At 38.9% G+C, this 12,427-nt stretch carries 12 protein-coding genes; 4 read left to right on the forward strand and 8 right to left on the reverse strand.

The features are described from left to right. Positions 1-95: 95 nt before the first annotated feature. From AN392_RS10120 to AN392_RS10130, 3 genes are read right to left on the reverse strand one after another with little or no spacing between them, the layout of a single operon-like run. On the reverse strand, positions 96-437 hold the full coding sequence (locus AN392_RS10120; protein WP_055012639.1) for a DUF3325 domain-containing protein: 342 nt from the start codon (positions 435-437) through the stop codon (positions 96-98). Next, positions 434-2,023 carry a PepSY domain-containing protein gene (locus AN392_RS10125; RefSeq protein ID WP_055012640.1) on the reverse strand — a complete coding sequence of 530 codons (1,590 nt, stop codon included), beginning with the start codon at positions 2,021-2,023 and terminating at the stop codon, positions 434-436. The genes AN392_RS10120 and AN392_RS10125 overlap by 4 nt, the downstream gene beginning before the upstream one ends. After that, the gene (locus AN392_RS10130) at positions 2,020-2,364 is read right to left on the reverse strand and encodes a hypothetical protein (RefSeq protein ID WP_055012641.1); all 345 of its coding nucleotides are present in this window, start codon (positions 2,362-2,364) and stop codon (positions 2,020-2,022) included. Before AN392_RS10130 ends, AN392_RS10125 begins: the two co-directional genes overlap by 4 nt. A gap of 1,012 nt (positions 2,365-3,376) precedes the next feature. On the opposite strand from AN392_RS10130, the gene AN392_RS10135 reads away from it, so the two are divergent. The 3 genes from AN392_RS10135 to AN392_RS10145 all read left to right on the forward strand — a co-directional run bounded on the left by AN392_RS10135 (position 3,377) and on the right by AN392_RS10145 (position 8,008). Next, complete coding sequence (locus AN392_RS10135) at positions 3,377-3,886, forward strand: hypothetical protein (RefSeq protein WP_010388724.1); 510 nt, start codon at positions 3,377-3,379, stop codon at positions 3,884-3,886. A 132-nt stretch (positions 3,887-4,018) separates the two neighbouring features. Next, positions 4,019-4,786 (forward strand): molecular chaperone, encoded by a 768-nt coding sequence (locus AN392_RS10140; protein WP_235575585.1) that lies wholly within the window; start codon positions 4,019-4,021, stop codon positions 4,784-4,786. Positions 4,787-4,789: 3 nt separating this feature from the next. Next, complete coding sequence (locus AN392_RS10145; RefSeq protein WP_055012643.1) at positions 4,790-8,008, forward strand: SdrD B-like domain-containing protein; 3,219 nt, start codon at positions 4,790-4,792, stop codon at positions 8,006-8,008. Here AN392_RS10145 and AN392_RS10150 read toward each other — a convergent pair. Next, positions 7,995-8,324, reverse strand: a complete 330-nt coding sequence (locus tag AN392_RS10150) for a hypothetical protein (RefSeq protein WP_041709269.1) — start codon at positions 8,322-8,324, stop codon at positions 7,995-7,997. The two genes, AN392_RS10145 and AN392_RS10150, sit on opposite strands and share 14 nt — an antisense overlap. Positions 8,325-8,500: 176 nt before the next feature. Between AN392_RS10150 and arfB the strand changes: the two genes are divergently transcribed. Beyond that, positions 8,501-8,914, forward strand: coding sequence for an alternative ribosome rescue aminoacyl-tRNA hydrolase ArfB (gene arfB, locus AN392_RS10155; RefSeq protein ID WP_010388730.1), 414 nt, complete (start codon positions 8,501-8,503; stop codon positions 8,912-8,914). Positions 8,915-8,972: 58 nt separating this feature from the next. Here arfB and AN392_RS10160 read toward each other — a convergent pair whose 3' ends face one another. From AN392_RS10160 to AN392_RS10175, 4 genes are all read right to left on the reverse strand, one after another. Then, on the reverse strand, positions 8,973-10,022 hold the full coding sequence (locus AN392_RS10160) for a DUF2955 domain-containing protein (RefSeq protein ID WP_054201519.1): 1,050 nt from the start codon (positions 10,020-10,022) through the stop codon (positions 8,973-8,975). A gap of 11 nt (positions 10,023-10,033) precedes the next feature. Beyond that, positions 10,034-11,098: an HlyD family secretion protein gene (locus tag AN392_RS10165; RefSeq protein ID WP_055012644.1), complete on the reverse strand. Its 1,065-nt coding sequence runs from the start codon at positions 11,096-11,098 to the stop codon at positions 10,034-10,036. 2 nt (positions 11,099-11,100) lie between these two features. After that, positions 11,101-11,577 (reverse strand): MarR family winged helix-turn-helix transcriptional regulator, encoded by a 477-nt coding sequence (locus tag AN392_RS10170; RefSeq protein WP_010388735.1) that lies wholly within the window; start codon positions 11,575-11,577, stop codon positions 11,101-11,103. Positions 11,578-11,667: 90 nt separating this feature from the next. Further along, positions 11,668-12,381 (reverse strand): type 1 glutamine amidotransferase, encoded by a 714-nt coding sequence (locus tag AN392_RS10175; protein ID WP_055012645.1) that lies wholly within the window; start codon positions 12,379-12,381, stop codon positions 11,668-11,670. Positions 12,382-12,427: the final 46 nt, after the last annotated feature.

Consider the following 12,427-nt stretch of genomic DNA (forward strand, 5'->3'; position numbering starts at 1 on the left):
CATAATGACAATCCCCCTTTTTAATTGGCAAGCCTGATGGCTTGCCATTTTTTTACGCAATTTAGCCTGTTTTTTTGGGATCAGGTTTTTACTAACTAAAGCCCATTAAAACCAAAAAATAACGTACTCATGGCCAATATTACTAATATGAGTAAGTTAAAAAGTTTAGTTAACCTCACCAAAAAGCTATAAAAAGTCATTACAATTAAAGCACTTAACGTCATATAGCCACAAAATTGCAAACCACCATAACCTTGTAATTCGTTAACACATAACAGCAAACTTAGTAAAATACTGATCCAAGCAACACTCAATAAAACCAAACGCTGCTGTTGAGTGGGGCGCTTATTAAAAACATCCTTAAAATGATTAAATTTAGCCAGCGCAAAGCAGTTAAAAGCCACCAAACATAAGCTAAAAGGAAGCAAGACAATCATACTTTTTGCTCCTGAGTATTTATTGGAGTTGGTTTTTTAGCTTGCAGAGCAGTACGTAATTTTTCGGTTTGTAACAAAAACAGCAAACCAAACGCTAGAAAAAGACTATCAAACATAAATAATGCCCACTGCTCGTGACGCAAATAACTGATTATATTACCTTGTGTTGTTAGCGCATTAACAAGTGGCACACTAAAGCAAGCAATGCTGTTTATGGCAGCCATCACACACCACTGCAACTTGTCACGCTTTACAAAGGCAATGATGAACACACATAGCCAAGTTAAAAAGAAAGCGAGTATTTCTTTATCCGCGCGCTCAGCAACCTGTTTACTGAGTAAACGATTAGCCAAAAAGAAAGCCGATGTAGCCAAGGGTAGTCCCATCAATGTTCCTAGATTTAACCCTTCAACTAGCTTTAGCCCCCAAGATGGTTGAGTATTTTTTTTCATTCTTTCGCGTAAGCGCTTAGCCCACATTATGCAGCCTGTCGCTATCATTATGCAGCCGGCAATGCCGCCTAAAAAATATAAAACACGTAATAATGGTTCTGCTAAACGCCCAGTATGCATTGAGTTTAATGATTCATATAGCGCCTTACTGCCAGTGAGTTCATCATCAGTTTGAGCAACAAGCTCACCACTCGCTCCGCTAAAAATTAAACGGGGTGATTGATCCCTTAATGTTTTTCCAGGGCTCACTAAAACCATAATAGTTGCAGCAGCTTTATTCGGCTTATTAATAATTACCCGAGTTATATCAGCCTCAGGCCACTTAGTATAAACCTGATCTAAAACAGTGCTGATAGGCACTAACGGTGCGGTACCTTGCAATGATTCTGTTACAGGACTACTTGGCGAAACATCATTGAAAAAACCACGTATTCCATTTTCATAAACGGTTTGCGCGGGGTAGGGAAATATCATGAATATCAGAGTAATAATGCCGGTATAGGTAATCATTAAATGAAACGGTAAGGCAAATACAGAACTTAAATTATGTACATCTAACCAGCTACGACTGCCTTTATTAGCTCTAAAAACAAACATATCTTTAAAAATTCGTTTATGAATTACTATCCCTGATATCAATGCAATAAGCATAAACAAGCTTGCAAAACACACAATCCAACGCGCTGTTTTTACATCAATATAATGTAAATCAAAATGCAGGCGATAAAAGAAATTTCCCCCTCGGGTATCTGTAAAAGGAGCTAAAGGCTGCATATTATTTGGATCTAAACGGGTATTTTCAAAAGAGGCTCTGCGCTGCTCAGGCTCTTTTGGCTTAGCATAACCATACGTTAAGTAGGGTACACGCTCTTCAGGAAGTGTTATACGCCAATTAGGGGCATTAGGTGCTTGGGTATTTAAATACTCAACGCCACTTATTATTTGTTGCTTTTGCGCGCCAATACGGTCTGTCTGCTGCTCAATATTATGAATACTTGGCTGATTCCATAAACTAACTTCATCTCTAAAAAAGCTGATGGTGCCTGCAAAAAATATTAAATACAGTAACCAACACACGAGTAAACCTACCCATGTATGTAACCAGGTCATTGAGCGAAAAAAACTCCCTTTCATAACCATCCCTTCATTAACGACAATATAAAAAATTGCACTGCAATACTTAGTAAAATACTGATCCAAACTGTTTTTAACGACTGAAGATAAAAACTATAAATAAACACCAGTGCATAAATTAAAATACTCGCAGACACACTTAAAAGAACCGCGTCAACTTTAGAGACCGGCACCACAACACTTAACAGCGACACACTGACGGCAGTAAAAAAATACCCGCCCACAATGGCGATAAAAAAACGCGATAAAACCGCTAATTCATAGTTAAAGCGCTGCATAAATTGCCATAACATAGAAAAAACGGGTTTGGGAAAGTCTAAAAGACGGTTAGAGGCCTGCATATACTGCAAATTCCTTTTAAACATAGCTAAAAAAGTTGGCGATATTATAACGCCAACAAATACAAAAGATAGTAATTCTTATTTGTATTTGAATGCAGTGATAAGCATTAAATTGAGTTAGTTAAATAGTGATCTGCAATTGGATTACAAATTAACTATAAAATAACCTGTATGAGTGAGTGCTTGTTCTGAATGCGTTGTTGTTGTCTACTAAATACATAAAGCCGCAGTAAATACACGTCAGTGTGTGAAATTAAAAGTTAGCTAAAGCACTCTCATGAATCAGTTTTTAAATGGCCTAACAGGAAAGTTTGATACAAGCAGCTAATAATTAAAGACCTTCTAAGCTTTAAATTTCCCTCAAATAACACTGGATCAGTATTTTACCAACAAGGGATAAAATACCACTGATATAAACCGATTTTTTACTAACTTATTACCGTAGAGGGCTAAAAAACCACCAAAAACGATGAAAAAACAGGCTTGGAAAATTAAATTTCATACTTTTAAGCCGACGTGTTAGTAAAAATCTGATCTTTGATAAATGCGGTTTAATCCGTAATGATTTTAATTGAGCAAATAACAATAGAGATGCAATGCGTAAATTATGCTCAATAAATAAACATGTCGCATAGATGTTGCAGCCACTTTATTTTACTACTTAAGCACAGGCCTCCAGCCATACAAAACTACAAAATGGTTCTGAAAGATTAAAAATATTTTATAAACATCTATATAGGCCCAACATCTATTAAGTCACTATGACTATGCCTTAAAATAACTCCCTCTAGCGTTAAAATATAATTTACATCGGTGTTATTTTTCTTGTTGCATTTTGCTGGTCAAAATTAATAACTTCATATTGCTTATCTCTTTTAAAAAGCCTTAACGTTAACAAAAGATTTCATTTTGATAACAATTGTGTTTAAATCCGAAACAATGGACTGAGATAACCCTCTAAACTAATTTGCACGGAAGTAAAAAAATAATAATTTTTAAAAATGGAAAAACTATGAATAAAAAAATCTTTGCTGCTTCCGCTTTACTAGCAATCTCATCAACTTCTTTACTTGCATCTAACCAAACTTTTCAAGCAAGTGTAAACGGTTGGACTGAGCCTACTTTTGCAGAAGATAGCGCACTGCACTTTGGTAAAATTCGCTTATCTACAAGTTCAACATGTACGATGGATAATGCTGGCGTTGTATCGGGTGACTGTGATGCGTCAGATGCAAACATTCAATTAGGTGGAATTACTGTATCTGGTTTAGCGCCAAATTCAGCAATGAATATTACTGTATCTGGAAGCACAGGCACTAACTTAACTTTTGCTCCAGTAACAACGGCTACAGATGGAACAACCAGTGTAACAACTGCTGACAATGTTGCGTCTCCTTTCACTACTGATGCAAGTGCAACAGATATTACCGTTAATGTATATGGTGATATGACCGTTGATTCTACACTGACAGCGGGCGCTGCTTACACTGTAGATTATACTGTAGATGTGTCTTTCCAATAAGACTATGAAAGCTGAGGCAATAGTAATTTACTAATTTAGTCTCAGTTTATTTTTTTGCGCAATTGCGCATTAAAAATAAAATGTGTGGAGCATCGCGCTCCACTTTTTATTATCATGTTGTTGAGTTGTCCCATGATGTTTAAACTTTTTTGTTGGGCTTCCCTTTGCCTAACTCTTTTACTACCTGAAATTTGTAGTGCCAACCTTGCGCTGTCTGAATACCGTTTATACTTCGATGGACGTACTAAAAATAATTCACTACTTATCCGCAATACCTCTAATAAAAATCTCGATTTTAAACTTGTTGTTACCCATAAAGATATGACCGAAGAAGGAGCGCTTATAGATGTTACTCCGCAACAAGTTGAAGGACGCTCTGCCAAAAACATGCTACGGTTTTCACCACGTCGCGGCACTATTGCCCCAAAAGGGATGCAAGCTATCAGAATGACCGTTCGCAAAAAAGCTGAGCTTGCTGTTGGCGAATACAGGGCGGTGCTTAAAATCATAGCCTCTGAATCACAAAACCCTGACGCTGATGGAATAAGTATTAGGCCTAAGGTTGCTTACAGCGTGCCTGTTATCGTTCGTCATGGCCAATTAGAGGCTGACTCAGAATTAATAAACCCGCAATTAATTACTCAAAATGGGCGCCCGACTCTAACATTTTGGCAAACACTCACAGGGAATCGCTCTGTGTATGGAAACTTTGAATTAGTTGATGAGAATAATTTAATGGTTGGTGAAATAGCCAATGTGGCCGTTTATACCCCTCTATCTCGTCGAAAGGTATACATCACTTTACAAGCTCCAGTGACAGGACCTTTGACACTCAATTACAAAGAAAACGAGCTTTACGGCGGTAAAATCGAGTTAGCGATCCCTATTAATATCAAATAGAAAGTGCTAAACATAAGGGCATTAGGCTGTGGTTTAGCGGCTCGCTTATTACTTTGTACATTACTGTTAATTGCACCTAAAGCAATCATCGCCAAGCAGTTACCGACTCTTTATCAATGGCCTATTGATGAGGAGGCTTTTGTGATTATAAATGTCAGGGTAAATGGGCGTTCAGTTGTCTCAGATTTAGAAGCCTACTATTCAAAATCAAATAAGTTGCTATTGCCCATAAGCGCCCTGAAATCGACTATGGGAATTAGCTTAAATGTGTCAAAAAATACACTGGTTGCTAAAGTTGACTCAAGTGAGCTGGTGCTTAATACTGAGCTTTCCTCAACTTTAGCTCCCTCAGAAAATGTTTCATTGTGGGCTGTCGATGACTACGACCACTATGTTGATTTATCTGTCATAAATACACTTTTAAATACCGACTCGCGCTTTGATTACTCACTGATGCAGGTTTCATTTTCTAGTAGCTTGCTTACTTATAATAACAGCCAAGTAACAAGTGGTATTACAAAACAAATTAAGTCCAAAGCACTGCAATACGATCACTTTATAGACGACCAATACCAAACGCTGACCTATCCGATATCTGAATATTCGTTATCAGCAAGCTATAAATCGTCTAATAATCGTTATAAGGGGCTACTCAGGCTTAATAGCTACTTTGACTTATTTCATCATCGAGCTGAACTACGATTCAACAAAAACGAAAACACCGCTAATACCTTTTTAAAAGTAACTAAAGACTTTAATTTAAGTGAACAAGATCACTCACTGGCACGCATTCACTACCAATTGGGAGATATTCAATCTCAATCAGATCAGCTTATTACTAGCTCAAATCAAGGTCGGGGATTTTATATTTCAAATGCTAACCCACATTCGGCACAAAACTTTTCAACCATTACCATTGAAGAACCCGCATTACCGGGCTGGCAAGCGGAGCTGTATCGAAATGGTCAATTTATTGCCACTACTCAAGCTAACGACGAAAATTTGGTTCGATTTACCGATGTTGAAACGTTTTACGGCAACAATATTTTTGAAATTAAACTTTTTGGCTCACAAGGCGAGCAAATCACACGTACTCAAAAATATACAATAGGACAAGACGCTCTATCGCCCGGAAAAATAAGCTATCAAGTAGAGTTTTTAGAAGCAGATAAAAGCGTTTTTAATCAATCTAATAACGCTTCAACAGCGATGAGCAATTCCTTTAAAAGCAATCTATCATATGGCATTAGTGAATTTATCACTTATGACGCTCAAGTTACTCATTTGCAAACTGACCAAGATAACAGCAGCTACCTATCATCGGGGCTAAATACACTTACAGATCACGGCAGTTACCGTTTTCTAGCCACAAAACAACTCGATGCTGGCTATGCTTATTTTGCCGGCTTTAGAGGCCTACTTTCTGATACACTTTTTAACGACATCAGTGTTAATGTTGAATACAGTGCCCTTAATGACTTTTCTAGCGCTTTATTTGTAGCACAAGAGAACTCACTCAAAAATAGGCTGTTATTGAGCCTAAATGGTCGGACTGATTTCTTTAACTCCCTTAACTGGAATATGAGATGGAGCAATGAAGTACGTGAAAATACCAACACTAGAAACCGACTCTCATTAGGTATCAATAAAAGTTATATCGGAGGAACATGGTCAAGCCAACTATTTTATGATGACGATACGAATAACCTAATAAACCGGCTTTATTCTTCAATGGATATTGCCTCTTGGAAATGGACCAACACCTTAGATTGGCAGACTAATAATGGCGCAGAACTTACTCGTTTGAGAAGTAGTTTACGTTGGCCACAAACACAAAGCACCTTCAATCAAACACAGCTGACTTATCAGTCTAACTCTGCAGCAAATACGCTTTTAAGTCATCAGTATACATACCGCCATGAGATATTTAATATACAAGTATCAGGGCAAGTCGATAATCAAGGTGATTGGCGCTTTTCTTTAGGTTTAAATGGCACATTTAGTTTTGATCATTTAGAAGCAGACTTTAACTTTGACACTCCTCGCTCATTAAATTCCGGGCAAATAGAAGTTAGTTCGTTCATAGATTGGAATGAAAATGAAATCTTTGACCAAGGCGATGAGCCAATTCAAGACGTTAATTTTACTGGCAACTACCTATGGCGAGATAAATACACCAATAATGACGGAAAGGTCTTGCTGCCAAGCAGTTACGGTGGCCAAGTTTTAGATGTTAATTTACGCTCGTTGTCTAATCCTTACTTGCAGCCCTCTTTAGGGAAAATTAAAACATTGGCTCATAGAGGTGGGCAAACCAAAGTAAACATTCCTTTAGTTGTCTACAACGAGGTTGAGGGGACTATCTATCTATCGAGCAATGAAAAGAGTAAACCTATCGCAGGACTGACGGTTGTACTTAAAGAAAAGGGCGGCGAAAAACATTATTCAACGGTCACTGAATATGATGGTTATTATTATTTTTCTAATGTTTCTCAAGGAAGTTATATTCTTGAAATAGAAAAAAATGAGCAGCTATCAGAAAACATAACCATAAAAAACCTTCCCGAGCAGATCATCACTGAAAAAAGCGGCGACACCATAATACTGCAAGACATCATTGTATACACAAATAACGCTAATACCTTAAATAAGCAACCAACAACAGCAGCTAAAGCAAACCAAAACACGCCTTATTTTGTGCAATTAGGCGTATTCAAAAAGTTTCAATCGGCACTTATTGTGGCGAATAAAATTGATAAAGCAGCCTATGCTTTGCAGTTATATAAACATGAAAACCGTGATAGCTATTACCTCGTTGCAGGCCCATATAATAATGCAGCTAAAGCACAGCAAACCATTAATGATGTTTATTCAATACCGGCGCTTCATGGCAGCTTTATGGTTGATGCAAGGCGATATGCCTCACCACAGTGGCGAAAAATAGGGGAGTGGGGCGATATGCAAACCCAAAAAACTGAGACTTACTTTTGCCAGTACGTAGCATATACCTCTGAAAAATCAGTTAATAAAAAACTGCTAAGGGAAAATCCATCACTGTTCGTAGCAAAGCAAGCAATAAAAGGTGAAGCCCATTATTTGATGCTGTCAGGGCCGCATAATGCAAAGCAAACAGCGTGTGATAAGCAAGTGGTTAAACAAATAAAAGGGCTCACCACCGCGATAAAGAAACCTTGGCACAGCATTTTTGCTATAAATCAGTAGTAAAGTACTGCACCTGTGTTTTGCCATCACTGTTTAAATGCGACTCACATTTTATTTCACAACGCGCTCCCGCGGATTCGGCAACCCAAATCGATTGCGCGCTCTTTTTAATATAACACGCAGAATACAGCGCATCTTCTTTTTGCGCAGCAACAACAAAACAGCGTTGAAAATTACCCAAAGGTAACACTTTAATTGGATAAACTTGTTCTTGTGCAATTACACCAGCACTAAACGTTTGAGATGATTTGGCATAAACAGCATACGAAATAGCGAGCATACATACCAAAGACATTAAAATAGATATTTGTTTCATATAATTAAAGCAAATTAAAAAACAATGTAGTAAGTGTAGGATAAATTAATTTTTATGTATTTATTTAGCAATTATTAGATTGAAAATAGCAATGGCCGCCTATCTAATTAGTTGAATCACCACAAGTCAATGTACTGATGTTATAATACATTTTTTTGCAAAAAGAGCGGGGCACTATGTTAACTATTTCAAACAGCGTAACCATTGATGAATGGGAAGTAGAGCTAAGCGCTATTCGCTCGCAAGGCGCTGGCGGACAAAATGTTAATAAGGTAGCCAGTGCTATACACTTACGCTTTGATATAAACCGCTCTAAATTGCCCGAGTTTTATAAAGAACGATTACTTGCTTTAAAAGATTCAAGGATCACCAAAGAAGGGGTATTGATAATTAAAGCCCAGAGCCACCGCACTCAAGAGCTCAACAGGGAAGATGCGCTTAAACGGCTAAAAGATCTAATTTTAAGCGCCACAAAGGTTAATAAGGCACGTCGTGCTACCAAACCTAGCCGTAACTCACAGCGTAAACGTATGGATAAAAAAACCAAACACGGCCAAACCAAAGCTCTCCGCGGTAATATAAAGCTGTAACTTAAGTAACCTGACTCTGGTTAAGCACATAAAAAAGGCTGCGAATGCAGCCTTTAATTTAATCATAAGTATGATGGCGGGTGACGCTAAATCGGTTTAGGATTCGATGTACTACATACACTGCGCTTAAGCTTACTGTTACTGCAACAGCCACCGAGCTAAATCGATACATGGCGCTGTATATTAAATCTTGCCCAGGGCCTAACGACTGACCAAATAAAATCCCAAAAGTGGTCAATACCCCAAACCCAACCCCCGGTGGACCACCGCCTAAAATATGAAAACGACTGAATATAAAAGACAAAATCCATAATATAGCCACCGGAAAAAGCAAAACGTCGGTATGGTTATACAAAAACAACTGCGCAACTAAAGCAGCATTACAGCCTATCAGTGTACCAATAATACGTTGCCAACTTGCGGTACCCGCAGCCTTAAAACACAACGAAAATAAAATTAAAATAGATGCCGCTTGCGCCGAAATTGAATCTTGCAAATCAAGCACCTGAAAAACCACAAACGACAAAGTCGCTACCGTGGCACATAACAACACCTCGTGACGAATACTTTCTTTATCCTTGTGCGGTACAGCGCGCATGGGCCGCGCTGTCACGTCAGGAAACAAGCCATGCATCAAGAGCGCAATAATAATAGTAATAAAAATAGCCACACCATTACTTAAAATAAGCGGGTAAATGCTACTAGCTTGATCAACATGACTGGCAAAATGTAACTGAATCGATAAACTCACCGCACCTAACGCACCAAATAAAAACGCACCACCAGAGCTCATTAAGTAAAATAACACGCAAAAACTAGCAAAAATAATGAGCGTCATTAACACCGGCAAGTGTGAAAATAAGCCCTGTAAAATAAGCACTATAAACGCACTGTAGGCAGCACTGGCAACAAATTGACGGATCACGCCTTTGTTAATACTTGGCACTAAACCGAGTAATAACATAGGGTAAACCGTAAAAAATATTCCATTTGGCCAATTCATTAACTTGCACAAAGTAAAACCAATAGTGCAGCCGCCAGCAATCCGTAGCGCTTGGCGTAAACCATTTGAATCGAGTTGTGGCGCTTGGCTAACATGTTGTGTCATTACTTGCCCCACTAATAAATGTAATGTAACCAACTAATAAAGCGGATCTGTACTGTTCCCAACCATTGACCTATAGCCGATTGTGGAAGTAACTGCACAGTGGCACGCGCACCACTGGGCATATTATTTATAAGCTGATTGTTATTTGGCAGCACTAAATGAATACGTTGACGCTGCGCATCCCGAACCCAGCGATTGCTGGTTTCGGTGGTGCTAAGTAATCCATTTGCACTAAGTTGTCCGTCACTGACACCGGCCTCAAATATTTCAATTTTTGCGTCGAAAACTTCACCAGGTCGGCTATCAAATACCACTTTTGCTAAACTGCCTGGCTGCATGTTTAATAGTGACTTTTCACGAAAATCGGCTACCAAATCTGCTTTTTTTGCTACAACCGCGAGTAATGGCTTACCCGCAACCGCATAGGAGCCCTCAAGTAACTGTAAATTAGCTACAACGCCATCACTTAAAGCACGCACTTGCGTATAAGATAAATTAAGCTCAGCTTGTGCTAACTGGTTTGCTGCATGGCGCAGTGCTAAGTTATCTTGCCCTGAATCGCCACGCGCTAAAACAGCTTCTGCCAACTGTGCTTCAAAGGCAGCTAAATTAGATTGGCTTGCTGTAAAATTTGCACGAATGCTTTCAAGCTCTTGCTCCGAAATAGAGTTTTGTTTGTAGAGTGTTTCGCCACGCTTTTTTAATAGCTGCTGCTCATGCAATTTAGCGTTAGCTGCACTTATTTGTGCCTCCAGCGCTTTTACGTTGGTATCAAGTCGTTTATTTTGCAGTTTGGCATCGTCAAGGGCAAGCTGTGCTTGTTCAAGTGCTAGTTGGTAAGTATTTTTGTCTATTTCAAATAATACATCACCCGCTTTAACCGTTTGGTTATTACTAACCAATACATCGGTAACACGGCCGTTTATTTGCGGCGATATTTGCACAACCGGATGGTAAACCCGTGCTTGTGGCGTAACCGGTAGCCATACATCGGCAACAATATAATAGAAAAATACAACAATAAAACCAACGAGCGATACTTTAACGTAGCGGGCAAATTTTTGATCGGGTGTCATACTTATTTATCTCCAGATAAGCTTGCAATACAACGCCGCGCGTTTTCTTCCATTTGCACTAAACTATGCGCCATACCATCAAGCTGCTCCGTGCTTAAACCTGCATATAAACGCTGTTTAATATCGCTTGTTAACTCTTTTAAGTGTTCTAATAACTTTATACCCTCATCGGTAAAGTACAATTTTTTACTGCGTTTATCGTGTTCATCAACTTGTCGAATAACTAGATTTTGCAGCTCTAATTGCTTAATGGTGCGCGTTAATGAGGGCATTTCAATACCTAAACTGGTCGCCAACGCTTGCTGTGTTGCCCCTAAAGGTAAATGATGTAAGTGAATCATTGCCGTCCAGCGCGACTGAGTTAAACCTAAGGGTTCAACCGCCAGTGTCACCGCTTCTCGACATAAGCGGTGCACTCGACCCATATTGCCGCATAAAGTTAAATCGAGTGTTTCATGAAAAGGAATACTGCTACTCATAGGAACTCTTACTTGTGAATATCAGCAAATTTTAGCATTAGTTAGCAGGCTAAGTAAATAATTGGCATTTTAACTTCACGTAAATAAGTATTATTTAGATAAATAGTGTACGGCAAGCTTATCTAAGAAAGTATAAAGTTTATTGTTCATCTCATCATAGTCGTGACTTAAGAGCTTTTCGGGTTGTTCAACAAAGCGGTAATTATGGGCATTGGTTAAATCATCGTTGGCAATGAGGAGGGTAACCACCTCGGTGGTCAATTCCATGTGGCATTGAAAACCAAATACTAAATCGCTATAAGCGACTATTTGCCTTGGACAACCTTCGCTATAGGCAATAATACTGGCCGTAGCAGTCAGCCCGGGCATATCGTTATGCCAATGCCCCACATTAAGCTCACTGCCAAAATGGCTAAATAACGGATGATTCAAGCCTGCATCGGTGAGGGTAATAGCAAACTTACCAATTTCCTTTTCTGGACTAGGTTGATAAGTCGCGCCTAACGCTTCACCAATTAATTGCGACCCCAAACAAACGCCTAACACCACTTTGTTTGCCGTGATCGCACTGGCAATAAAGGCTTGTTCTTTTTTACTATCAAAATAAGGGCATTCTGCAAGCGATGTAGCGGGCGATTGTGGCCCACCCATTACGATTAAAAAATCGATATCATCGGTATGCTGAGGTAAGGGTTCAGCTAAATAAATACGGGTATAAGACAACGTATGGCCATTCATTTTAGCCCAAGCTTCATAAGCGCCTGGCGCTTCAAAATGTTCATGAATAATAAAGTGAATGTGCATTGCCGTTTCCTTAAAATATTATCTGTTTAATAATACCCTAGGGTCA

It is taken from the genome of Pseudoalteromonas sp. P1-16-1b, from assembly GCF_001401785.1.
In the GTDB taxonomy this organism is placed as follows: Bacteria; Pseudomonadota; Gammaproteobacteria; order Enterobacterales; family Alteromonadaceae; genus Pseudoalteromonas; species Pseudoalteromonas undina.

Bases quoted from the DNA above. Each gene is read 5' to 3' on its own strand.
- AN392_RS10120 (WP_055012639.1), bottom strand. From the start codon at position 437: ATGATTGTCTTGCTTCCTTTTAGCTTATGTTTGGTGGCTTTTAACTGC.
- AN392_RS10125 (WP_055012640.1), bottom strand. From the start codon at position 2,023: ATGAAAGGGAGTTTTTTTCGCTCAATGACCTGGTTACATACATGGGTA.
- AN392_RS10130 (WP_055012641.1), bottom strand. From the start codon at position 2,364: ATGCAGGCCTCTAACCGTCTTTTAGACTTTCCCAAACCCGTTTTTTCT.
- AN392_RS10135 (WP_010388724.1), top strand. From the start codon at position 3,377: ATGAATAAAAAAATCTTTGCTGCTTCCGCTTTACTAGCAATCTCATCA.
- AN392_RS10140 (WP_235575585.1), top strand. From the start codon at position 4,019: ATGATGTTTAAACTTTTTTGTTGGGCTTCCCTTTGCCTAACTCTTTTA.
- AN392_RS10150 (WP_041709269.1), bottom strand. From the start codon at position 8,324: ATGAAACAAATATCTATTTTAATGTCTTTGGTATGTATGCTCGCTATT.
- arfB (WP_010388730.1), top strand. From the start codon at position 8,501: ATGTTAACTATTTCAAACAGCGTAACCATTGATGAATGGGAAGTAGAG.
- AN392_RS10160 (WP_054201519.1), bottom strand. From the start codon at position 10,022: ATGACACAACATGTTAGCCAAGCGCCACAACTCGATTCAAATGGTTTA.
- AN392_RS10165 (WP_055012644.1), bottom strand. From the start codon at position 11,098: ATGACACCCGATCAAAAATTTGCCCGCTACGTTAAAGTATCGCTCGTT.
- AN392_RS10170 (WP_010388735.1), bottom strand. From the start codon at position 11,577: ATGAGTAGCAGTATTCCTTTTCATGAAACACTCGATTTAACTTTATGC.
- AN392_RS10175 (WP_055012645.1), bottom strand. From the start codon at position 12,381: ATGCACATTCACTTTATTATTCATGAACATTTTGAAGCGCCAGGCGCT.